We start from the raw sequence: 22,656 nt of genomic DNA, 5'->3' as shown, positions 1-22,656 counted from the left end.
ATGAACCTCAGAGCGGCCCGCCCAGAGGATCTCGCCGCAATCGTTTCGCTGACGCAAGCGGCGTACGCGCCCTATACCGCGCTGTTCGGCGGACCGCCGATCCCGGTCACCGAAGACTATGCGCCGCGGATCGGGCGGCGAGGTCTGGCTGCTGGAGAGCGGCGGCGAACTGGCGGGCGTGCTCACACTGGAGCGGCATGAGGACCACGCGATGATCTTCTCCGTCGCGGTGTCGCCCGCCTTCCAGGGCAAGGGTTTTGGCATAAAGCTGCTCAATCACGCGGATCAACAGACGCGCTTGTGGGGCCTGCCGGAGATACGGCTCTACACCAATGCGAAAATGGAACGGAACATCGCGCTCTATCTCGCATACGGCTATCGCGAAACGGGTCGCCGGCCCAATCCCTATCGGCCAGGATGGATGCTTGTCGACATGGCAAAACCGATCGACGAGAACACGACGGGCTGATTTTTCTGAACTTGGGAGGATGATAATGACCAAATCCGGAACAATCCGCGCGGGCATGGGCGGCTGGACCTTCGAGCCATGGGATAAGTCCTTCTATCCGGACAAGCTGTCGAAGGCCAAGCAGCTGCAATATGCCAGCCGGCAGGTGCCGAGCATCGAAGTCAACGGCACCTATTATTCCAGCTTCAAGGAACCGACCTTCGTCAAATGGGCCAACGAGGCACCGGATGGGTTTGTCTACTCGCTGAAAGGCAACCGCTTCGTCACCAACCGGCGCGTGCTCGGCGAAGCCGGCGAATCGATGATGCGCTTCCTCGGCTCCGGCGTTGCGGCACTTGGCGACAAGCTCGGGCCAATCCTGTGGCAGTTCGCGCCGACCAAGAAATTCGATCCGGACGATTTCGAGGCCTTTCTGAAACTCTTGCCGGAAAAGCAGGATGGCGTCGCGCTGCGCCACGCGCTCGAAGTGCGCAACGACAGTTTCGTGGTGCCGGAGTTCGCGGCCCTGGCGCGCAAATACAAGGCGGCGATCGTCTATGCCGATCATGCCAAATATCCTGACATCGCCGACGTCACCAGTGATTTCGTCTATGCGCGGCTGCAAACCGGCTCGGACGACAATCCCGATTGCTACACGCCAAAGGGCCTCGACGAGTGGGCGGCGCGGGCAAAGACCTGGGCGCAGGGCAAGCAGCCGGAAGACCTGCGGCGTGCCGATCCCAAGACCGATGCGCCGGTCCAGCCGCGCGACGTGTTCGTCTACTTCATCACCGAGGGCAAGGTGCGCGCGCCGTTCGGGGCGATGGCGCTGATGAAGCGAGTGGCTGGCTGACGAGCTTCAGTCGTATCCGGCCACATGCTTAAAGCGCGTCATCTATGCTTTGTACGCGTAGCAAAGCGCCTATTCGCGGCATCTTCGCCATGATCGTAACCTTATCGACACTTCCTTGCCGCATGAATGCGACGACGCCAAGCCGCAGAGCTGGAACCGCCGTCGGCAGGGAAAGAGGGGCATGTCGCTCGACTACACTTCACTTCTGCTGGCTGTCGGTTTTTCCGCTGCTTGCCTCGGCCTGACATTGTTCGGCATGTGGCTGACCGCCCGGTCGGAGCGATTCCTGCTGACATGGGCGACCAGCCTGGTGTTCGTTGTCGGCGATATCTTTGTCTATGACGCCTATATCGACATGCCCGGCCGCCTGCTGGGCATCGCCGCGCTGGCCTTCCTGCTGATTGGTTTTTCGACCATGCTGGGCGCCGCCTATCAGTTCAGGACCGGTGGCTCGCCGATGCCGCGAGCTTTGTTGGGCTGCGTTTCACTGGCGGTGGCGCTGCCGCCCATGGCTCTGGGCTATGACGGCCTTGGCTTCATGTTCGAGAACCTGTTCGCGGCCTTGCTTCTGTTCGCGACGGCGTTCGAATATTGGAGAGGTCGCGACGAAGCCCCCGCCCTGACGATCGGCATCACCGCGCTCTATTCGGCCACGGCCACGTCTTTTGTACTGTGCGCCATGGTTCTCGCCTGGGATGGAAGACTGGTCCTGGGGCATGCGCCGAGCAACTGGGCCGAGGAACTGAGCCTGATCGTGGTCATCGCCAGCATGACCGGCATCGGCGCATTGTCGCTTGCCCTCAACCAGGGGCGTCTGGCCAGGCATCACCGCCGCAACGCATTGACCGATCCGTTGACCGGCCTGCTCAACCGGCGCGCGCTGTTCGACATGCATGGCAATGCGCCGGTCGGAGCTTTTACCGCGGTCGTCGTCTTCGACCTCGACAACTTCAAAACCATCAACGATGAATTCGGCCACGCGGCGGGCGACGAGGTGCTGAGGGTGTTCGCCAGCGAACTCGCCGGCAATCTTCGCCAGACCGATGTCGCCGCGCGCATGGGCGGCGAGGAATTCGCGCTGGTGCTGAAACGCACCCTGCCGGAGACCGTGGAGGCAGCGGCAGAGCGCATCCGGACCGCTTTCGCGGCGCGCCGGATCGAAACCGAGATGGGCTCGCTGACATGCACGGTCAGCGCCGGGTTTGCCTTCGGCGCCAAGGACGGCCCCAGCTTCGACAAGGTGCTCAGCGCCGCCGACAAGGCGCTCTACGACGCCAAACGCGGCGGCCGCAACCGCGTCGTCATCGCTTCTCCGTTCCGGCGCGCGAGCTGATCACGCCTATCAATACCAGCCTCTGATCGCGGATGGACGAACGCGGCTCTACGCCGCCATGACGATCTCATTGAAGGTATCGAGATCGACATAGAAGACCTTGGTGATCTCCTCGATCAGATCGTCGTAGTCGCAGCCCTGTGATCTCAAGATGTTGATGGCAGCGATGATGTCGACGCGTTCGGTAAGCCGCCGCTTCTGGTAATCCTCGACGTAACGTTCCATGGCTGTCCCTTAGCCTGTGTGCCCAAACGCGTTTGAACGACAGAGATCGCAGGAGGGAAGCTAGGCAGCCTTGCTTGCGTGAAACTTGCTCGGCATTGGCCGTCCTCCTCGATCCGCGATAACCAGACTGATACGGAAGCGGCCGACTCACAAAGCCAAGGAAAAGACTAGCACGCGATGTTCGGCGTGCCAGAGACGTACAGTGATCTTTGAAGAAAGATTGAGCGCCGCAGCGCACCTCGCGACTTCGTCATCCTTGGGCGTAGCGAACGCGAAGCGGAGCGAAGACCCAAGGATCCATGCCGTGACTTTAAAAGCGCCGCCACGGTGCAGTATTTGGGATCGATCAGTGCGCCGAAGAGGGTTTCTATTCTACGCCGATGCACTCTTCGGCGGATCTCACGGCATAGATCCCGGGGTCTGCACCGCGTCGCTTCGCTCCTTGCTACGCCCCAGGATGACGACGAGACGATTCTAGACGGTAAGGAACTTCCGCACGTCAGCCCGGTCTAGATCTTCAGCCGGGCCGGTATGGACGATCTGGCCGCGGTCCATGATGTTGACCTCGTCGGCGAGCTCGCGGCAGAAGTCGAGATACTGCTCGACCAGCAGCACCGCGATGCCGGCCTGGTCGCGCAGATAGCGAATGGCGCGACCGATATCCTTGATGATCGAAGGCTGGATGCCTTCCGTCGGCTCGTCGAGCACCAGGAGTTTCGGCCGCATCACCAGCGCCCGACCGATGGCGAGCTGCTGCTGCTGGCCGCCGGACAGGTCACCGCCGCGGCGGCCGAGCATCTGCTTGAGCACCGGAAACAACTCGAAGACATGGGCCGGCACGTTGCGGTCGGCCCGCTTCAACGGCGCGAAGCCGGATTCGAGATTTTCCCGCACCGTGAGCAGCGGAAAGATCTCCCTGCCCTGCGGCACGAATGCGATGCCCGACCGGGCGCGGTCATACGCCGCGCTCCGGTCGAGCGCCTTCCCCTCGAAGGCAACGCTTCCGCTCGTCAGCCGGTGGTGGCCGACGATCGATCTCATCAAACTGGTCTTGCCGACGCCATTGCGGCCGAGCACGCAGGTGATCTTGCCGGCACCCGCTTTCAGCGACACGCCGCGCAGCGCCTGGGCGGCGCCGTAGTGGAGCGTGGCATTGGAAACCTCGAGCATGTCAGCGCCTTTTCCAGAAGCGGAGGAACGACAGATCGAAGCGATGGAATTGCACCCGCCACACCACGTTCATCTCCCCAGATAGACTTCGACGACGCGCTCGTCGGCCGAGACGAAGTCGAGCGAGCCTTCGGAGAGCACCGAGCCCTCGTGCAGGCAGGTGACCTTGACGCCAAGCTCGCGCACGAAATGCATGTCGTGCTCGACGACGATGACCGAATGATCGCGTGCGATATCCCTGAGCAGCCGCGCGGTTTCCTCGGTCTCGGCATCTGTCATGCCGGCGACCGGCTCGTCGACCAGCAACAGCTTCGGATCCTGCGCCAGGAGCATGCCGATCTCGAGCCACTGCTTCTGGCCGTGGCTGAGATTGGCTGCGATTTCGCCACGTTTGTCGCCAAGCCGGATGATGCCGAGAATGTCATCGATCTGCCGCGCCTCGGCCGCGGAGCGGCGATGGAACAGCGCCGGGAAGATCGAGCGCGGTCCCTTCAGCGCCAGCATCAGATTGTCCTCGATCGTGTGGCTTTCGAAGACCGTCGGCTTCTGGAACTTGCGGCCGATGCCCATCATGGCGATCTCGGCCTCGTCATGCCGGGTCAGATCGACCTGGCCGTCGAAGAACACTTCGCCCTCGTCGGGCCGCGTCTTGCCGGTGACGATGTCCATCATCGTCGTCTTGCCGGCGCCGTTGGGGCCGATGATGGCCCGCATCTCGCCCTTGTCGAGCACCAGCGACAAATTGTTGATGGCGCGAAACCCGTCGAAGGAGACCGAGACGCCGTCGAGGTAGAGGATGGTGTTCGACTTGCTCATGGTCGCCTACTCCGCCGCCTGCGGTTCGGGGTCGGACAAGGACCATTCGCCTGGATTCCTCGCCGGCGAGCGCACGGGCTTCGATGTCGCGGGCGCCATTCCAACCCTGGCGCCGGCTTCTTCAGCGGCGGCGGCCGCGCGCAACGCCCTGGCATTGCCGCGCCAGCTGTCCCACATGCCGACGATCCCCTTCGGCAGCAGCAGCGTGACGGCGACGAACAGGCCGCCGAGCGCGAACAGCCACAGTTCCGGCAGCACGCCGGTGAACCAGGATTTCCCGGCATTGACGAGCAACGCACCGATGATCGGCCCAACGATGGTGCCGCGGCCGCCAACGGCTGCCCAGATCACCACCTCGATCGAGTTGGACGGCTCGAACTCGCCGGGATTGATGATGCCGACCTGCGGCACGTAGAGCGCGCCGGCAATGCCGGCCATCACGGCAGAGACCGTGAACGCGAACAGTTTTACGTTCTCCGCCCGCCAGCCGAGGAAGCGCGTGCGGCTCTCGGCGTCGCGCACGGCCATCAGGAGCTTGCCGTATTTCGAGCCGACGATCGCCCAGGTCAGGAACACGGCAAGCGCCAGCATCACGGCGCTGGCCGCGAACAGTGCCGAGCGGGTCGCGTCGGCCTGCACGTTGAAGCCCAGAATATCCTTGAAATCGGTCAACCCGTTATTGCCGCCGAAACCCATGTCGTTGCGGAAGAAGGCAAGCAGCAGCGCATAGGTCATCGCCTGGGTGATGATAGACAGATAGACGCCGGTGACGCGGCTGCGGAAGGCGAACCAGCCGAAGACGAAGGCAAGCAGGCCGGGCACCGCGAGCACCATGATCGCCGCGAACCAGAAATGGTCGAAACCGGTCCAGAACCAGGGCAATTCCTTGTAGTTCAGGAACACCATGAAATCCGGCAGGATCGGGTTGCCATAGACGCCGCGCGAGCCGATCTGGCGCATCAGATACATGCCCATCGCATAGCCGCCGAGCGCGAAGAAGGCGCCGTGGCCGAGCGAGAGAATGCCGCAATAGCCCCAGACCAGGTCGAGCGAAAGCGCCAGCAGCGCGTAGCAGAGATACTTGCCGGTCAGCGCCACGATGTAGGACGGAATGTAGAACGCGCTCGCCGGGGACACTGCGAGATTGAGCAGCGGCACGATGATGGCGACAGCCAGCAGGATGAAGATGGTGATGGCGATGCGGCGGTCCGCGCCGGCGGCGAAGAAGCGTCCGGTGATCATGCTTCCACCGCCCTGCCCTTGAGCGCGAACAGGCCGCGCGGACGCTTCTGGATGAACAGGATGATCAGCACCAGCACGACGATCTTGCCGAGCACGGCGCCGGCGTAAGGCTCGAGGAACTTGTTGACGATACCGAGCGAAAAGGCGCCGACCAGCGTGCCCCACAGATTGCCGACGCCGCCGAAGACGACGACCATGAAACTGTCGATGATGTAGCCGCGGCCGAGATTGGGCGAGACGTTGTCGATCTGGCTGAGCGCGACGCCGGCAATGCCGGCAATGCCGGAGCCGAGCGCGAAGGTCAGCGCGTCGACCCATGGCGTCCTGATGCCCATCGAGGCGGCCATGCGCCGGTTGGCGGTGACGGCGCGCATCTGCAACCCCCAGGACGTACGCTTCATCACGTAGAGCAGCACGCCGAAGACGGTGAGCGCGAAGACCAGGATCCAAAGCCGGTTCCAGGTGATCGCAAGCTGTCCGACACTGAACGAACCCGACATCCAGGAGGGGTTGCCGACCTCCTGGTTGGTCGGTCCGAAGATCGAGCGTACGGCCTGCTGCAGGATCAGCGACACGCCCCATGTCGCCAGCAGTGTTTCCAGCGGCCGTCCGTAGAGGAAGCGGATGACGCCGCGCTCGATGGCGAGACCGACGATCGCGGCAACCAGGAAGGCAAGCGGCAGCGCGATCACCAGCGACCAGTCGAACAGGCCGGGAAAGGATGTGCGGATCACCTGCTGGACGACGAAGGTGGTGTAGGCGCCGAGCATGACCATCTCGCCATGCGCCATGTTGATGACGCCCATGACGCCGAAGGTGATGGCAAGGCCGATGGCGGCCAGCAACAGCACCGAGCCCAGGGAAATGCCGTACCAGATGTTCTGGCCGGCATCCCAGAAGGCCAGCGTCGAATTGATGTTGGCGATTGCAGCCGTCGCGGCTTCCTTCACGGCTCCCGAAGCATTCGCCTCGACCGAAGTCAGCAGTGAAACCGCGTCGCGATCGCCCCGAGCCCCGATCAGCGCCACGGCCGCAAGCTTGTCGGCCTCCGGTTGATCCGAGACCAGGACCGATGCGGCGCGGGCCTGTTCGAGCAGAGCCTTCACGCTGGCGACGGTCTCATCGGCGATCGCCGCGTCGAGCGGCTCGATGTTGGCCGCGTCGGGTGTCTTGAACATGGTGTCGGCGGCACTGACGCGCACCGCCGGGTCCTTGGCGCCAAGCGTCAGCGTGCCCAGCGCGTCGCGGATGGTGCGGCGCAAGGTGTTGTTGACAGTGATCTTGGTTATGTCGTCCTCGGAGGCCTCGCCAGCTGCCTCACCGCTTAGCGGGTCGAAGAGATGGACGCTTTCATCGCCTTCCTTGCCGACAAACACCATCGAGTCGGCGGTGCGAATGTAAAGATTGCCGTCAGCCAATGCGGCAAGCGCCGGTTCGGCGGCGGGATCGCCTGTGGCGGTCAATTCGTGAACGACGGCTCCCGTCTCGGAAAAGTCCGTTACCGTAGCGAACTTGGCAATAATTGCACGCAGATCGGCTTCCGCGGCGCCCGAAGACGACAGCGTCGTCAGCAGGAACAAAAGCGTCAGGCCCATCGCATGGAAAATCTTCATCGGGTCTTGGTGATCCTTGAAGGTTGAATGGGCGTCCGGACAGTGGAGGAAACCGTCCGGACGCGCGCGGTCTTGGGCATGGACCGCAAGGTCCAGCCCGGGAGGATCAGTTCGTGCCCTTGCCGCCGCACTTGCCGGTAGCGACGTTGAAGTTGCCGCAGGACAGAGGCTTGCGCCAATCGGAGATCAAATCCTTGGAGTCCGGCAAATAGTCGGACCATTCGTCGCCCATCACGAGACCAGGTGTCTTCGAAACCGTTTCGAATTGGCCATTGGCCTGGATCTCACCGATCAGCACCGGCTTGGTGATGTGGTGGTTCGGCATCATCGTCGAATAGCCGCCGGTCAGGTTCGGCACCGAAACGCCGATCATGGCATCGATAACCTTGTCCGGATCGGTGGTGCCGGCCTTCTGGACCGCCTTCACCCACATGTTGAAGCCGATATAGTGCGCCTCCATCGGATCGTTGGTGGTGCGCTTGTTGTTCTTGATGAACTTGTGCCAGTCGGCGATGAACTTCTTGTTCTCGGGCGTGTTGACGCTCTCGAAATAGTTCCAGGCGGCGAGATGGCCGACCAGCGGCTTGGTGTCGAGACCGGCAAGTTCTTCCTCGCCGACCGAAAAGGCCATGACCGGGATGTCCTCGGCCTTGATGCCCTGGTTGCCGAGTTCCTTGTAGAACGGCACGTTGGCGTCGCCGTTGACGGTCGAGACGACAGCGGTCTTCTTTCCGGCCGAACCGAACTTCTTGATCGCCGAAACTTCCGTCTGCCAGTCGGAGAAACCGAACGGCGTATAGTTGGTCATGATGTCCTCGGCCGCGACGCCCTTCGCCTTCAGATAGGCTTCGAGGATCTTGTTGGTGGTGCGCGGATAGACGTAGTCGGTGCCTTCCAGCACCCAGCGCTTCACCGAGCCGCCATCTTCGCTCATCAGGTAATCGACAGCCGGGATCGCCTGCTGGTTCGGAGCGGCGCCCGTGTAGAACACGTTGCGCTCGCTTTCCTCGCCTTCATACTGGACGGGATAGAACAGGATGTTGTCGAGCTCGGAGAATACCGGCAGCACAGATTTGCGTGATACCGAGGTCCAGCAGCCGAACACCGCGGCGACCTTGTCCTTGGAGATCAGCTCGCGCGCTTTTTCGGCGAACAGCGGCCAGTTTGAAGCCGGATCGACGACAACGGCCTCGAGCTTCTTGCCGAGCAGGCCGCCCTTGGCGTTCTGCTCGTCGATGAGCATCAGCATGGCGTCCTTCAGCGTCGTCTCCGAAATCGCCATGGTCCCCGACAGCGAATGCAGGATGCCGACCTTGATCGTATCGTCGGCCGCCCTGGCGGGCGCCGACATCAGCAGGCCGGCGGCGACCGCACCTGCCGAGAACATTTTTGTTATTGTCGAGAAATTACCCCTCATAGCGAAGACTCCCAAGCTGGTTGATTGCACCGCAACAATGCAATGCAACCCCCATGCCAACCGCCTCCGGGGCATAGAAAATCGGCAAATAGACAAACATTATCACGCAGTTACTATATTAGATTGAGCAAATCAAAGAGGGCCGGTTAAAAACTGGTTGAGGGAATTTTGCGCAGTGCATACGGCATCTGCCTAAGTTTTGCCCATTTTTAGTAAATGCCTAGATTTTGGCCTAAACGCCCAGGTCGCGAACGACAAATGTTGCGGCGCAGCGCAAAAATAGGGCAAGCTCGCTGCTCAACCGGGCAACGTCATGGCATCCCTGATTTCACGCATTTTCATCGGCATGGTGTTTCTGGCGACAGCAACCGGGGCCGCGCGGGCCGACTTCAGCGACGGCAAGATGCCCGACGGCACCTATCACTGCGAAGTCTATCTGCTCGGCATGTTCCTCAGCCTCGGCGACATCACCATCAAGGGAAATGTCTATACGGGCCCTGTCACCTTCGGCACCGCCCAGCAGGGTTACAACTATCAGATGGATGCCAACGGCGTCATCACCTGGCTGGGGCCATTGGGTGGCTACACCACCGGCGGCAACGCGCTGTCGATGACCCAGGCGACGCTGGACGGCCAGAACCCGCCCTCCTTCGACATCATCATGAAGCAGCCCGACGGCGCCTTCACCGCCTCGACCTGCACCAAGAACTAAAACGAAAAAAAGCGCGGAACCCTGTCGGGCCCCGCGCCAGCAGGCAGTCGGGAGGTTAGATCGTCTTGGCCGACATCTGGGCGGCGATGTAGTCGGCCTGGCGGATCGCCAGCGACACGATGGTGAGTGTCGGGTTTTCCGCGGCACCCGTGGTGAACTGGCTGCCGTCCGACACGAACAGGTTCTTGATGTCGTGCGTCTGGCCATGCTTGTTGACGACGCCGTCCTCCGCCTTCTCGCTCATCCGATTGGTGCCGAGATTGTGGGTCGAGGGATAGGGCGGCGTCGGGAAGGTGCGTGTGGCGCCGACCGCTGCGTAGAGCGCCGAAGCCTGCTTGTAGGCATGGTTGCGCATCGCGGTGTCGTTGGGATGGTCGTCGAAATGCACGTCGGCGATGGGCATGCCGTGCTCGTCCTTCTCATCGGCATGCAGCGTGATGCGGTTTTCCGCGCTCGGCATGTCCTCGCCGACGATCCACAGGCCTGCCATATGGTCGTAATGGTCAAGCGCCGTGGTGAAGGAACGGCCCCAGCTGCCCGGATCGAGAAACGCCGCCATGAACGGCAGGCCGAGCGACAGGGTCTCGAACTCGTAGCCGCCGACGAAGCCGCGCGATGGATCGTGGCGCGCCTCGTCGCGGACGATGCCAGCCATGGTGGTGCCGCGATACATGTGCACCGGCTTGTCGAAGATGGCATAGACCGAGCCTGTGGTATGACGCATGTAGTTCTTGCCCACCTGGCCCGACGAATTGGCGAGGCCATGCGGAAACTTGGCTGATTGCGAGTTGAGCAGCAGCCGTGGGCTTTCGATGGAATTGCCGGCAACGGCGACGATGCGCGCCTTCTGTTCCTGCAGCTTGCCGTCCTTGTCGGCATAGACCACGCCGGTCACCTTGCCGCTGTCATCGTGGTTGATCTTGACCGCCATGGCGTTCGGCCGGACTTCGAGATGGCCTGTCGCCTCGCCCTTGGGGATCTCGGTGTAGAGCGTCGACCATTTGGCGCCCCACTTGCAGCCCTGGAAGCAAAAGCCGGTCTGCTGGCAGGACATGCGATCGTCGCGCTCGACCGAATTGATCGCCATGTTGCCGGTGTGGCATTCCTTGTAACCGAGCTTGTCGGCGCCGGCCTTCAGCACCTTGAAGTTGTTGTTGCCGGGCAGCCGCGGCCAGTCATTGGTGCCGGTCACGCCCATCTTGGCTTCCGCCTTGGCGTAATAGGGCTCCATCTCGGCCAATGTGACTGGCCAGTCCAGAAGGTTGGCGCCTTCCAGTCTGCCGTAGGTCGAAAGCGTCTTGAACTCATGTTCCTGGAAGCGCAGCGACGCTCCGGCCCAGTGTGTGGTCGAACCGCCGACCGACTTGACGATCCACGCCGGCAGGTTCGGAAAATCCTTGGCCACACGCCAGTCGCCCGAGGTCGTGCGCTTGTCCTTCCAGGCGAGTTGGGCAAAGGAATCCCACTCGTCGTTGATGAAATCCTCATATTCGTGGCGCGCGCCGGCCTCGAGGATGACGACGTCGATGCCTTTCTGCGCAAGTTCGTTGCCGAGCGTGCCGCCACCGGCGCCCGAGCCGATGATGACGACCACGCCATCGTTCTTCAGATCAAATGGTGCTGCCATGGTTTCCTCCCATGAAATCAATTGGATGTGGTTGAGCCACGCAGCTCAGAGCCACTCGATGTCGTTGAAGCCGCGCGCGATGTAGCCGCCCTTCGAATAGGCCTCGCCCTCGTAGCCGAAGATCGGCCAGACCTCCTTCTGGTTGTAGAGGCTGACGACGAGGCCGCCGCGAACCGCCTGGAAGAAGGGCGAGCTCTCGATGTCCTTGAGCAGTGCGACCCGCTGTTCCTCCCAGCCAAGCCCGCGGTAGCCGTCCTTGCCGGCCTTCTTGTCGAGGTCGGCGATCCCGTTTTCGATCAGCGCCTTGTGGGCAGGATCCTTGCCGGCCATCTCGTCATGGCCCTTGACGGCGACAGCGTAATATTTGTCCGGAACCTGATCGTGCGGATAGATGTCGCGCGCTACCTGGATCAGCGTCGCCATCGTCTCGGGTTTCAGCGCCGATGTCTCAAGCCCCCAGGCATGTTCGGGGCTGATGACGGCGCTGCCGGAGATAACGAGCATCGCGCCGATGCCGCCGCGTTTGAGAAGCTCTCGCCGTGACAGGCCAGATTTCCTCTCATAGCCAGGCTTCCTCTCATAAATCGTGACCATAGTTTCCTCCCTGCTTGCTGTTCGCACCCTGAGGTGCCGTTGCTGGCGCCGCGCCGGTTCGCGCGGCGGGTTATCTCCTATTGGAAGCGTCCCCCACGCTGCAGGACCTCGATCTTGTAGCCGTCGGGGTCCTCGATGAAGAAAAAGCGGGCGATGAGTGAACCGTCGCGATTGAACTCGACGATCTTCTTCGGATTAAGGCCGAGGGCGCCAAGCCGGTCGTGTTCGCTGTCGAGATCAGCGACCGAAACCGCGAGATGACCATAGCCGTCGCCGAGCGCATAAGGCTCCTGCCGACCCTTGTTGACCGTCAACTCGACTTCGAAAGGTGTATCGGCATTGCTGAGGTAAACGAGCGTGAAGGTCTCGAAATCCAGCCGTTGGGCGACATCGAGGCCGAAGGCCTTGTTGTAGAAATCGATGGATCGGGCCTCGTCGAGAACCCGGATCATGGTGTGGATCGCCTTCGCCAAATCAGACTCCGCAGCTTCCGTGCTTCGAGATGATTATGCGCGCCGGCCAGGAAAGGTGGTGGCAGCCGATTACCACGCGTGGGACAGGGAAAACGGCTAGTGTCATCCCGCTTCAAGGACGAAAGTCTGATTGCCGTTGTCGGGCGTCCGACGGAAGATGAAATCGCAGGCAGTGTTCAAAAGGCGCCGGCGGCTCCGTCGGTGCCCAAGACCAACAAAAATGGGAGGTAACAATGTGCCGAGTCTTTGCCGCGCAGGATCCGGAAGGCTATCGCCAGATCAACCGGTCGATCCGCATCGACGGACATTCGACCAGCATCCAGCTCGAGGCGACGTTCTGGGCCTTGCTCGATGAAATCGCCGAAAGCCAGAACCTGACGACGCCCAAATTCATCTCGAAGCTGTACGACGAGGCGATCGAGATCAACGGCGAAATCCCGAACTTCGCCTCCATGCTACGGACCACCTGCGCGCTCTATCTGCGCGGCCATCGGCCCGACATGGATGAGCGAATGGCGTTGAAGCGGGAAGCGGCCTAGAGAAATTTCAGGAAAAGAGCGAAACCGGTTTTCCCGGGAAAACGCGTAGCGCTTTCCCTTGGGAATGGCGTCAAAACAAAGAGTTAGAGCGGTTTACGGTGAAACCGTGAACCGCCTAGCGCCCTTCCGCAGCGATTTCGAGCGCCAGCCGGCTCATATCGGCAAAGAGCTCCTGGCGCTCGGAATAGTCGGTCAGCTCGCCGATAACCAGATTGTCGACGACGGTCAGCAGCGATAACGCCCTCGCTCCGAAATGCGCTGCGATGCGGTAGAGCGCGCTGGTTTCCATGTCCACGGCCAGCGCTCCAAGCGCTCTTGCTTCGGCATAGCGGGCGTGCGCTTCAGGATGGTAGAATATGTCGGTGCAGACCGTCAGACCGGCGTGGTGGTCGATGCCGAGTTCGGCTGCCTTGGCCAATGCGCAAGCGAGAAGTTCCGCATCCGGGCCGGCGTCGGCGTCGTAAAGGCCAAAGACCTGACCGTTCTCGGTATTTTCCGGCCGCGCCCATCGCGAGATCACGAGACTGCGCAGTTTGACCTCCGCGCTCAGGCCGCCGCAGGTGCCGGTTCGGATCAATGTTCGGACACCATAGTAGTCAAGCAATTCATGGGCATAGATCAGGAACGATGAAACACCGATACCCGTCGCCTGAATGCTGACCGGCTGGCCCCGAAAAAGGCCGGTAAACCCGAGCGAACCCCGCCGGCAGTTGACGCAGCGCGGCGCTTCCAGGAATGTCCGCGCCATCCATTCGGCGCGCTGCGGGTCGCCCGGCAGCAATACCGTATCGGCGTAGTCGCCCCTGTCTGCTTCGATGTGCGGCGTCAACAGCTGCTCCCCGAGCCCGCCTGCCCTTCATCCGCAATCATGGCGTTATCAGCGCGTTGCGCAAGTGCGGGGCAACGGACCAATTAGGACTCGAGCACGTCCTTGACGATCGTCGCCAGTTGCTTGAGCGAGAACGGCTTCGGCAGGAACCCGAATTGCGCGTCCGCCGGCAGGTTCCTGGCGAATGCGTCCTCGGCATAGCCGGACACGAAGACGAACTTGATGTCAGGCTGACGCTTGCGCAATTCGCCAAGCAGGGTCGGCCCGTCCATTTCCGGCATCACCACGTCCGAAACGACGATGTCGACCTTGCCGCCAAGCGCTTCGAACACTTCCAGTGCTTCGACCCCCGAGGAGGCCTCGTGCACCGTATACCCGCGCGAGGTCAACGCCCGCATGCCGCCCATGCGCACGGCATCCTCGTCCTCGACCAGCAGCACCGTGGCGGATCCGGACAGGTCCTTGGTGCTGTCGGCCGGTTTGGCCGGCGCCGCGCTCGGCGCTTCACCAGGCTCGGCCGCCGTCTTTGCTTCCGCGATGTGACGCGGCAGGAAGATGCGGAAGATCGATCCCTTGCCGACTTCGGAATCACAGAAAATGAAGCCGCCGGTCTGCTTGATGATGCCGTAGACCATCGATAGGCCAAGGCCCGTGCCCTTGCCGACTTCCTTGGTGGTGAAGAACGGCTCGAAGATCTTCTTCAGCACGTCCGGCGCGATGCCGCTGCCGGTGTCCTCGACTTCGACCACGACATAGTCGGCCGCGGTGAGTTCGCGGTAGGGGAAGGTCTTGCATTCCTCGGTGGTGACATTGCGGGTGCGCACCGTGAGATCGCCGCCGGCCGGCATCGCATCGCGCGCGTTGACCGCCAGGTTGACCACCACCTGCTCGAACTGGCCGATATCGACCTTAACCGGCCATAGGTCGCGGCCGTGATCGATCTTCAGCTTGATGTCGTTGCCGACAAGGCGGGCGAGCAGCATTCTGAGATCGGCGAGCACATCGGTCAGGTTCAGCACCTCCGGCCGCAGCGTCTGCTTGCGCGAGAAGGCCAGCAACTGCCTGACCAGCGAAGCCGCCCGGTTGGCATTCTGCTTGATGTTCATGATGTCGGGGAAGGACGGATCCGACGGCCGGTGATTGGTCAAAAGCAGGTCCGACGCCATGATGATGGCGGTCAGCACATTGTTGAAATCGTGGGCGATGCCGCCGGCAAGCTGGCCGACCGCCTGCATCTTCTGGCTTTGCGCCATCTGGCCTTCGAGCGCCTTCTGCTCGGTCGTGTCGACGGCGTAGACGATGGCCGATTCCTCGGCGCCCTCGCCGCCGGTGCCGTCGGCGACGGCATTGACGTAGAAACGGATATGCCGGTCTTCGTTGCCGGGCAGCACGGTGTCGATCGGATCGATGTCGGCCTGCCGTTGCCGGGCCTTCTCGAAGGCGGCGGCAAAGGCCGGCCGGTCGCGCCCGTGGATCACCGTATCGAGCCGCACCCGGCGATCCACGGCATCCCGGTCGACGACCGAGGAAAACAGCGACAGGAACGGCGCATTGGTGCGCAGGATGCGCCCGCTGGCATCGACGCCGGCGATCGCCATCGGCGTCGAATTGAAGAACCGGGTGAAGCGCACTTCCGAAGCGCGCAGATCGGCGGAAGCATCCTCGCCCTGCGTGCGGTTGAGCACGATCGTGCGCGTCGGGCCGCCAATGCCTTCGCGGCTGGCCGAAACGCGATGCATGAAGCGCACCGGCAGCGCTTCGCCGGTCATCGTCGTCAGGTCGAGATCGATGACGGCGTTGCGTGTCGTGCCGGGATCGGCCTTGACCGAGCGCACCAGCGCCATGCCGTCACCGGCGACGATATCGGGCAAGCTCACCGCGCCAGGCGTGAAGCTGGCGAGATCGATCCCCAGCCATTCGGCGAGCGTGGCGTTGATGTAGGTGACGCGGCCGTCCTGATCGGCGGAGAAGAAGCCTGCCGGCGCGTGGTCGAGATGGTCGATGGCCTTCTGCAGGTCGAGGAAGAAACGCTCCTGCTCGGCCCGCTCCTGCGAAATATCGGCGAGTTGCCAGGCCAGCATGGGCAGCCGCTGGCCCGGAACGCTGAAGGCGCGCGCACGGGCGCGGTACCAGCGGGCGCCCGGTTCGGCGCCGGGCCGGATCGATTGCGCCAGCCGGAATTCGCCGTCGCCAGGCTGGCCGTCGCGCAGGCCGGAGGCCAGCCGGTAGATGGTCACCGAGGCCTCGGGAACATCCGAAAGCAGCCCTTCGACTGTCTTCAGGTCGGCGGCCGACGACGCTCCGGTCATGTCGGCGTACGCCCGGTTGGCGTAGACGACGCGGCCCTTGGTGTCCGTGACCAGGAGCCCCTGCGACATCGAATCCACGAAAGCCTTGGAGAGTTCGTCGCCGGTCGAGCGCGGCGTGATCTGGACGAAGCCGATCGCGGTCGCGAACAGGAAGCCGACGCCGATCATCGCCAGCACGCCGAGCATGCCGAGCAGGAAGGGATCGCCGAGACGCTCGCGGAACAGGCCGAAGACGATCGCGGCCCCCGTCAGAACGACGATGAAGATGATGAGCCGGGTGACCGCGCCGGGTCGCGTGTTCTGGTCGACGATCGGTACCGGATAGAAATCGGCTCGCGCTTCCTTGGCCATATGCCCCCTGCTCGTGAAGTCCGACGTTCCGACACCCGCCCCCTAATGCATGTCGCCCAAAAGTGACTTCGGTTTTGGGAAAACGACCTGCATGAAAACAAGGGCCTAAGGCGCGTCGCATGAATCGGCTTCAGCGCGACGCGCTTTAGCCGGTTGAATCACATTCTCCTAGTCCGGAAAAGGCCCGGGCGGCAAATGTCAGATAAAAATGATGCCGACCGGCCCTCCTAGTGTTTCAAGCTGTTCACGATGCGTGAAAGGTAACTTGCGGTGGCCAGCCGCAACGGTCTAGTGTCGCCTCACTTTCCAAAACCGACCAGGGGAAATCAATGCAGTGGCTGGATAGCGTGGCGGGCCCCGGTTATGCGGCAGCACTCCTGTGGACCTTCGCCGCGCTGATCCTGCTGGTCATCGTGCTCGTCATAATCAGGCTTGTCCGCAACCTGACCTTCGGAACCTTTGTCGCCGGCGGGCGCAACCGCAAGACGCGGCTGGCCGTCATGGACGCCACCGCCGTCGACAGCCATCGCCGGCTGGTGCTGGTGCGCCGCGACGATATCGAGCACCTGCTTCTGATCGGCGGCCCGACCGATGTCGTCGTCGAACGCGACATTCGCCTTGCCGCGCCGCGCCGTCCGGCGCTGACCGGAGATGGCGGCCTGCAGCCTGTCCCTGCCACCGCGGCCCCGGCAAAGCCGCGGTCGCCCCAGCCCGCCCCCGCGCCTCCAAGACAGGCACCGGCGCCGCAGCCGGTGACCGCGGCGATGCCCGCCCGCCCGCGCCCGGCAGCGCCGCCACCCGCGCCCGCACCGAAACCGGCGACGCAACCCTATCAGTCGACCAATGTCACGCCGCTGCCCGCCTATGGCTCCGCCAACGCCAATGTCGTCAAGCACGCGCCGCCGCCGTCAAGGCAGGACAGCATCGACGACACGCTGATGAGGGAACTCGAGGTTTCGCTCGACCAGCCCCGCTCCGGCGGCCCAGTGGGCAAACCGGCGGCCAAGGCGCCGCAGTCCCTTGACGACGAAATGACCAAGCTTCTGGGCGAACTGTCCAGCCAGAAGAGATAGCGCGCTGAGCCGCTTGCCGGTGGACGGGGCTGATTCGGCGCTGAGGTCTCGACAAAAAAATGGCCGGTTTCCCGGCCATTTCAACATCGATGTCACCGCAACTCAGCGCTGGAAGTACGGCTCAGTCGTCGCGGTAGACTTTCTCGCGGCGCTCATGCCGTTCCTGCGCTTCGATCGACAATGTCGCGATCGGGCGCGCATCGAGCCGCTTCAGCGCGATCGGCTCGCCGGTTTCCTCGCAATAGCCGTAAGTGCCTTCGTCGATGCGCTGCAGCGCCGAATCGATCTTCGAGATGAGCTTTCGCTGGCGATCGCGGGCCCTGAGCTCGATGGCGCGGTCTGTTTCCGAAGAGGCGCGGTCGGCGAGGTCCGGGTGGTTGGCGTTTTCCTGCTGTAGGATTTCGAGAGTTTCGCGCGCTTCGCGCAATATGTCATTTTTCCAGGTGACGAGCTTTAGGCGGAAGTAGGATTTCTGCCGTTCGTTCATGAACGGCTCGTCTTCGGAGGGTACGTAATCGGCGGTAACGATGTCGTTCATTCGACTCACCCAAACAGCCCCAAATTTGGCGCCTATATATTCGCGACCAAACGCCTGCACAAGCGCAATCGGCCACCGACTCACGCAATTGTTAAAGTATCCCGGCGGCCCTCCTTGGGGCGAGATGCCCCTGATTCGATGGAGAAAGTGCGTCAACCCTTTGCCGCGCAGTCTCCTGTGATTCATCGCGCCGAGAACACGAACCATTGTGCGCCAAGCCGTTCTCGTGGCTAATCGCGGTGCGGTTTCGGCTTTCGGCGTCATGGAGGTTGGGTGAGCAGGCTCTATCTGTTACGGCACGCCAAGGCCGGTTGGGCGCTGCCCGGCATGCGCGATTTCGATCGCCCGCTCGACGCATCCGGCCGCGCCGATGCCGAGATCATCGGAGCGGCCATGCGGTCACGGGGCTATGTTCCGGACCTGACGCTGTGCTCCAATGCCAAGCGCGCCAAGGAGACACTCGAGGGTCTGGCCGGCCAGACCGACACCGGCAAGGTTCTGTTTTTCGACACGCTCTACAGCGAGGACGCGGCCGGCTATCTCCGCCTCATCCGGGAGCACGGCGGCCCGGGTTCGCTGCTGGTCATCGGCCACAACCCGATGACGGAGGATCTCGCCATGGCGGTTTCGGGCGACGGCGACGAGACGGCGCGGGCAATGCTCAATCATGGGTTCCCGACCTCGGGCCTGGCGGTGGTGCGTTTCCTCGACGATCTGGCGAAAGCGTCCCAGCACGCCGGCTATCTCGAAGCGTTTCTGACACCGGCCGATCTTTGATCCCGACTTCCCGCACCATTTCAAAGCCGGGTTCCAGAGCCTATATCGGACGGACCGAAGCCCGAGAGATTACATTTTGGCATCATCGCTGACCACCTTCACCGACGAGGCGAGAATTGCCCTCGATACGCTGTCGGGACGTGCCTCAGGGCTTTTTTCTCCGTCGATGCGGTTGGGGGTTACAGGGCTTTCGCGCGCCGGCAAGACGGTGTTCATCTCCGCCCTGGTCCACAATCTGATCCACGGCGGGCGCCTGCCGCTGTTCGAGGCGCAGAAGTCCGGGCGAATCGCACGCGCCTTCCTCGAAGAACAGCCGGATGACGCCGTGCCGCGCTTCCAGTACGAGGATCACATCGCCGCATTGGTCCACGAGCGCGTCTGGCCTGATTCGACGCGCGCCATTTCGGAACTGCGGCTGACCATTGAATACGAATCGGCCTCCGGCTGGAGCCGCATGTTCTCGTCAGGCAAACTGTCGGTCGACATCGTCGATTACCCCGGAGAATGGCTGCTCGACCTGCCGCTGCTCGGCAAATCCTTCGCCGATTTTTCACGCGAGGCCATTGAAATGGCCACCTTGCCGGTGCGTGAGGACCTGTCGCAGGCCTGGCGGGCGATATCCGAAGAGATCGACCCGAACGCCGACGCCGACGAGATGACCGCACGGCGCCTGGCCGAAAGCTTCGCCGCCTATCTCAAGGCCTGCAAGCTCGACGAAAGGGCGCTTTCGACCTTGCCGCCAGGCCGCTTCCTGATGCCTGGCGACCTCGAAGGCTCGCCGGCGCTGACTTTCGCGCCGCTGCCCGGCCTCGGCGACAGGCGCCCGCGTAGCGGCTCGCTCCATGCCATGATGGAAAGGCGCTATGAGGCCTATAAGACGCATGTCGTCAAACCCTTCTTCCGCGAACACATCACGCGTCTCGACCGCCAGATCGTGCTGATCGACGCCATGCAGGCGCTGAATGCCGGTCCCGGCGCCATGGCCGACCTGGAGCGGGCGGTGACCGAGATCCTGGCCTGTTTCCGTCCAGGGCGGGGCAGTTTTCTCACCGACCTGTTTTCGCGGCGCATCGACCGCATCCTGGTCGCGGCGACCAAGGCCGATCACCTGCACCATGAAAGCCATGACCGCTTGCAGGCGATCGTGCGTCGCCTGGCCGACCGTGCCGTGGCGCGGGCGAATTTCACCGGCGCCGACGTCGATGTCGTCGCCATGGCGGCAGTACGCGCGACCCGCGAAGGCACCGTCAAGCAGGGCCGCGAGACTTTGCCGGTCATCATCGGCACGCCGATCGTCGGCGAGAAGATCAACGGTGAAACGTTCGATGGAAAGACGGAAACCGCTATATTTCCCGGCGACTTACCGGAGAAAATTGATGCGGTGTTCGATGTTTCGGGCCCGGATCACAGACAGGACTCCACCGACCCGGCAATCCGTTTTGTCCGGTTCCGTCCGCCAAAACTCGAACGCACGGCCGAAGGCGTCACGCTGTCGCTGCCGCATATCAGGCTCGACCGTGCCCTGCAGTTCTTGATCGGAGACCATCTGGCATGACCGCGCCCCGCAAGCCGGCGGCCTTCCGCATCGAGCCGGAGGCCGCGCCGAGACAACAGACGTCACAGGCGCGCCCGGACGAGCCCTCGCGCAAACCCCGAGCGATGAAGCCCGGCGTCGCGCTTGTCATCCCGGCGGAAGTCGACGTCTTCGACGAACCCGACATCGTCGCCGCCGAACCGCCGCCGGCGATCGCCCCCAGGAAACGCTCGCTGTTCGGCAGCATTTTCTTTGGCGCCATTGGCGTGCTGGTTTCGCTGGCCGTCGGCCTGTGGACCGACCAGCTCATCCGCGATCTGTTCGCGCGCGCCGAATGGCTGGGCTGGCTGGCCGCCGGCATGGCTGCAATCGCCGTGCTGGCGCTGCTGGTGATCCTCATCCGCGAATTCCTGGCGATCGCCCGCCTCGCCGAAGTCGAAAAGCTGCAGAAGCGGGCGTTGGATGCCATCGCTCGCGACGATCCGAACGCGGCACGGTCGGTGGTCGACGAGTTGTCTGCCTTCGTCGCGGCCAAGCCCGAGACGGCGGCCGGCCGCCGCGCCCTGTCCGAACTGCGCGGCGAGATCATCGACGGTGGCAATCTGGTGCGCCTGGCCGAAGCGGAGATTCTCGGCCCCCTGGACGCCAGGGCCAAGGTGATGATCCTCGAGGCCGCCAAGCGCGTCTCGCTGGTGACGGCGGTCAGCCCGCGGGCGCTTGTCGATGTCGCCTATGTAGTCTTCGAGGCCGGGCGCCTCATTCGCCGCCTGTCGGAACTTTATGGCGGGCGGCCGGGAACGCTGGGGTTCTTCCGCCTGGCGCGCAGCGTGCTGGCGCATCTGGCCGTCACCGGTTCGATCGCTATTGGCGACAGCTTCGTCCAGCAGATTGTCGGCCACGGCCTGGCGGCACGCCTTTCGGCCAAGCTTGGCGAGGGCGTCGTCAACGGCATGATGACGGCGCGCATAGGCATCGCCGCGATGGAGACCGCGCGTCCCCTGCCCTTCAGCGCCGCGAAGCGCCCGGGCCTGGGCGATTTCCTCTCGGCGCTGACATCGTTTGCGACAAGGAAAGGCGCCGAAACCGCCGAGCCCGGCAAACAAGGTTCGAGCCTTCGAGATGGTTGACAGATTGCGCTTTCGAGCACCGAAAGTGACGAAGCATTAACCAATCTTCTTCATGGTCGAACCGGTTTCAAACAGCCTCTTTGTTGCCGGGTGTCGTCGATGAAAAGCGTAATTCTGTCCAGCATCCTGCCTCTCGCCGCCGCGATCACAGCGGTCGCCGGCATCGCCTCGGGGGCGTCGGCAGCGGAGCCGGACAAACAATTCTTCCATTCGGCCGAAGGCAAATGGGTTGGCCCGGGCGAGATCGTCGCCGGCAAGTACAAGGGCACGAAGTTCAACTGCAGCTTCACGGGCTCGACGCCCGACGGCAAGATGGGCATGACGCTCGACGGCGGCTGCCGGGTCGGCATGTTCACCCAGCAGATGTCGGCCAAGATCGAGCGCAAGGGCCGCGACTACAAGGGCTCTTTCATGGGCGGCGCGGCCGGTTCCGGCCTCGACATTATCGGCGGCAATGTGGTCGACGCCCGCAAGGTGGTCTTCACCATCAACCGCAACCAGCTGCGCGGCGTCATGCAGGCGCGCATTCCCGACGACAATTCGATGACGGTGACGGTTGCCGTCCGCGTCGCCGATCAGCTTGTCCCGGTGATCGGCATGAGCCTGAAACGCGTCGACACCGTCGAAGTCGGTTCCATCGCGCCGAACTGACCATCCTGGATCTTGCCCAAAACAAAAAAGCGGCGACCATCAGGCCGCCGCTCGGTTTTGATCCCATCGAATCAGGCGTTAGCCCTTGATCGCCGTAGTCAACTCGTCATAAGCCTTGCAGGCGTCAGCCAGCGTGGTGGCGCCCTGGTACTTCGTTGTCACCGCCTGGACCTTGGCGGTCAGGTCAGCCGCCTTGGACGGATCCTTGGTGATCGCTTCCTGCAGCGCGGCGGCCATGTCCTGCGCTTTCTTGGTGGCGATCTCCGCCGTGCACTCGGGCGCCTTGGAGCAAGCCGAACCGGCCAGCACCGCCAGGCCGACGGCAACAAACAAAAACTTCTTCATGTCAGTCATCTCCTCAAAAAGGGCGCGACTTGATCGTCGCGCCCTCCAATGGCCGAAGCC

Annotated in this window: 22 protein-coding genes and 1 pseudogene; 10 read left to right on the top strand and 13 right to left on the bottom strand. The window is 62.8% G+C overall.

Annotation, left to right across the window (positions count from 1 at the left end):
* The 3 genes and pseudogenes from MESOP_RS20670 (at position 1) to MESOP_RS20660 (ending at position 2,634) form a co-directional block, all read left to right on the top strand.
* Positions 1-469 (top strand): annotated as a pseudogene (locus tag MESOP_RS20670) (GNAT family N-acetyltransferase).
* A 25-nt stretch (positions 470-494) separates the two neighbouring features.
* Entirely contained in the window at positions 495-1,301 is an 807-nt protein-coding gene (locus MESOP_RS20665) for a DUF72 domain-containing protein (protein ID WP_013895285.1), read from the top strand.
* 181 nt (positions 1,302-1,482) lie between these two features.
* A complete protein-coding gene (locus MESOP_RS20660; RefSeq protein ID WP_013895284.1) occupies positions 1,483-2,634 on the top strand; it encodes a GGDEF domain-containing protein in 1,152 nt (383 codons plus the stop codon).
* Positions 2,635-2,682: 48 nt separating this feature from the next.
* On the opposite strand, the gene MESOP_RS33870 is transcribed toward MESOP_RS20660, so the two are convergent.
* From MESOP_RS33870 to urtA, 6 genes are all read right to left on the bottom strand, one after another.
* The gene (locus MESOP_RS33870; protein ID WP_013531844.1) at positions 2,683-2,859 is read right to left on the bottom strand and encodes a hypothetical protein; all 177 of its coding nucleotides are present in this window, start codon (positions 2,857-2,859) and stop codon (positions 2,683-2,685) included.
* A gap of 474 nt (positions 2,860-3,333) precedes the next feature.
* Positions 3,334-4,029, bottom strand: coding sequence for an urea ABC transporter ATP-binding subunit UrtE (gene urtE / locus MESOP_RS20655; RefSeq protein WP_013895283.1), 696 nt, complete (start codon positions 4,027-4,029; stop codon positions 3,334-3,336).
* A 69-nt stretch (positions 4,030-4,098) separates the two neighbouring features.
* Positions 4,099-4,845, bottom strand: a complete 747-nt coding sequence (gene urtD, locus MESOP_RS20650) for an urea ABC transporter ATP-binding protein UrtD (RefSeq protein ID WP_013895282.1) — start codon at positions 4,843-4,845, stop codon at positions 4,099-4,101.
* A 6-nt stretch (positions 4,846-4,851) separates the two neighbouring features.
* Complete coding sequence (gene urtC, locus MESOP_RS20645) at positions 4,852-6,087, bottom strand: urea ABC transporter permease subunit UrtC (protein ID WP_013895281.1); 1,236 nt, start codon at positions 6,085-6,087, stop codon at positions 4,852-4,854.
* A complete protein-coding gene (urtB, locus tag MESOP_RS20640) occupies positions 6,084-7,700 on the bottom strand; it encodes an urea ABC transporter permease subunit UrtB (RefSeq protein WP_013895280.1) in 1,617 nt (538 codons plus the stop codon). Before urtB ends, urtC begins: the two co-directional genes overlap by 4 nt.
* Before the next feature lie 106 nt (positions 7,701-7,806).
* A complete protein-coding gene (gene urtA, locus MESOP_RS20635) occupies positions 7,807-9,087 on the bottom strand; it encodes an urea ABC transporter substrate-binding protein (protein WP_412033903.1) in 1,281 nt (426 codons plus the stop codon).
* Between the two features lie 343 nt (positions 9,088-9,430).
* Here urtA and MESOP_RS20630 point away from each other — a divergent pair, with 343 nt between their 5' ends.
* Entirely contained in the window at positions 9,431-9,829 is a 399-nt protein-coding gene (locus MESOP_RS20630; protein WP_013895278.1) for a hypothetical protein, read from the top strand.
* Positions 9,830-9,884: 55 nt separating this feature from the next.
* On the opposite strand, the gene MESOP_RS20625 is transcribed toward MESOP_RS20630, so the two are convergent.
* The 3 genes from MESOP_RS20625 to MESOP_RS20615 form a co-directional block, all read right to left on the bottom strand.
* On the bottom strand, positions 9,885-11,456 hold the full coding sequence (locus tag MESOP_RS20625) for a GMC family oxidoreductase (protein ID WP_013895277.1): 1,572 nt from the start codon (positions 11,454-11,456) through the stop codon (positions 9,885-9,887).
* 45 nt (positions 11,457-11,501) lie between these two features.
* The gene (locus MESOP_RS20620) at positions 11,502-12,050 is read right to left on the bottom strand and encodes a hypothetical protein (RefSeq protein ID WP_013895276.1); all 549 of its coding nucleotides are present in this window, start codon (positions 12,048-12,050) and stop codon (positions 11,502-11,504) included.
* Between the two features lie 77 nt (positions 12,051-12,127).
* On the bottom strand, positions 12,128-12,523 hold the full coding sequence (locus MESOP_RS20615) for a VOC family protein (RefSeq protein WP_013895275.1): 396 nt from the start codon (positions 12,521-12,523) through the stop codon (positions 12,128-12,130).
* Positions 12,524-12,756: 233 nt separating this feature from the next.
* Here MESOP_RS20615 and MESOP_RS20610 point away from each other — a divergent pair, with 233 nt between their 5' ends.
* Positions 12,757-13,062 carry a ribbon-helix-helix domain-containing protein gene (locus MESOP_RS20610; protein ID WP_013895274.1) on the top strand — a complete coding sequence of 102 codons (306 nt, stop codon included), beginning with the start codon at positions 12,757-12,759 and terminating at the stop codon, positions 13,060-13,062.
* Positions 13,063-13,177: 115 nt separating this feature from the next.
* Here the strand turns inward: MESOP_RS20610 and MESOP_RS20605 are convergent, their stop codons facing one another.
* Entirely contained in the window at positions 13,178-13,891 is a 714-nt protein-coding gene (locus tag MESOP_RS20605) for a purine-nucleoside phosphorylase (RefSeq protein WP_013895273.1), read from the bottom strand.
* An 83-nt stretch (positions 13,892-13,974) separates the two neighbouring features.
* Positions 13,975-16,551, bottom strand: a complete 2,577-nt coding sequence (gene cckA, locus MESOP_RS20600; protein ID WP_013895272.1) for a cell cycle histidine kinase CckA — start codon at positions 16,549-16,551, stop codon at positions 13,975-13,977.
* 329 nt (positions 16,552-16,880) lie between these two features.
* Here cckA and MESOP_RS20595 point away from each other — a divergent pair, with 329 nt between their 5' ends.
* A complete protein-coding gene (locus MESOP_RS20595; RefSeq protein ID WP_013895271.1) occupies positions 16,881-17,624 on the top strand; it encodes a flagellar biosynthetic protein FliO in 744 nt (247 codons plus the stop codon).
* A gap of 121 nt (positions 17,625-17,745) precedes the next feature.
* On the opposite strand, the gene dksA is transcribed toward MESOP_RS20595, so the two are convergent.
* On the bottom strand, positions 17,746-18,162 hold the full coding sequence (gene dksA / locus MESOP_RS20590; protein WP_006202025.1) for an RNA polymerase-binding protein DksA: 417 nt from the start codon (positions 18,160-18,162) through the stop codon (positions 17,746-17,748).
* A 273-nt stretch (positions 18,163-18,435) separates the two neighbouring features.
* Here dksA and MESOP_RS20585 point away from each other — a divergent pair, with 273 nt between their 5' ends.
* The 4 genes from MESOP_RS20585 (at position 18,436) to MESOP_RS20570 (ending at position 22,251) form a co-directional block, all read left to right on the top strand.
* Entirely contained in the window at positions 18,436-18,939 is a 504-nt protein-coding gene (locus MESOP_RS20585; RefSeq protein WP_013895270.1) for a SixA phosphatase family protein, read from the top strand.
* Positions 18,940-19,015: 76 nt separating this feature from the next.
* Positions 19,016-20,494 (top strand): YcjX family GTP-binding protein, encoded by a 1,479-nt coding sequence (locus MESOP_RS20580; RefSeq protein WP_013895269.1) that lies wholly within the window; start codon positions 19,016-19,018, stop codon positions 20,492-20,494.
* Positions 20,491-21,600: a YcjF family protein gene (locus MESOP_RS20575; protein ID WP_013895268.1), complete on the top strand. Its 1,110-nt coding sequence runs from the start codon at positions 20,491-20,493 to the stop codon at positions 21,598-21,600. Before MESOP_RS20580 ends, MESOP_RS20575 begins: the two co-directional genes overlap by 4 nt.
* A gap of 99 nt (positions 21,601-21,699) precedes the next feature.
* Positions 21,700-22,251 carry a hypothetical protein gene (locus MESOP_RS20570; RefSeq protein ID WP_013895267.1) on the top strand — a complete coding sequence of 184 codons (552 nt, stop codon included), beginning with the start codon at positions 21,700-21,702 and terminating at the stop codon, positions 22,249-22,251.
* 78 nt (positions 22,252-22,329) lie between these two features.
* Here the strand turns inward: MESOP_RS20570 and MESOP_RS20565 are convergent, their stop codons facing one another.
* Positions 22,330-22,596, bottom strand: coding sequence for a hypothetical protein (locus tag MESOP_RS20565; protein WP_013895266.1), 267 nt, complete (start codon positions 22,594-22,596; stop codon positions 22,330-22,332).
* Positions 22,597-22,656: the final 60 nt, after the last annotated feature.

It is taken from the genome of Mesorhizobium opportunistum WSM2075 (assembly GCF_000176035.2).
In the GTDB taxonomy this organism is placed as follows: domain Bacteria; phylum Pseudomonadota; class Alphaproteobacteria; order Rhizobiales; family Rhizobiaceae; genus Mesorhizobium; species Mesorhizobium opportunistum.
The sequence above is the reverse complement of the archived record's forward strand: the minus strand, read 5'-3'. Positions and strand labels throughout refer to the sequence as shown.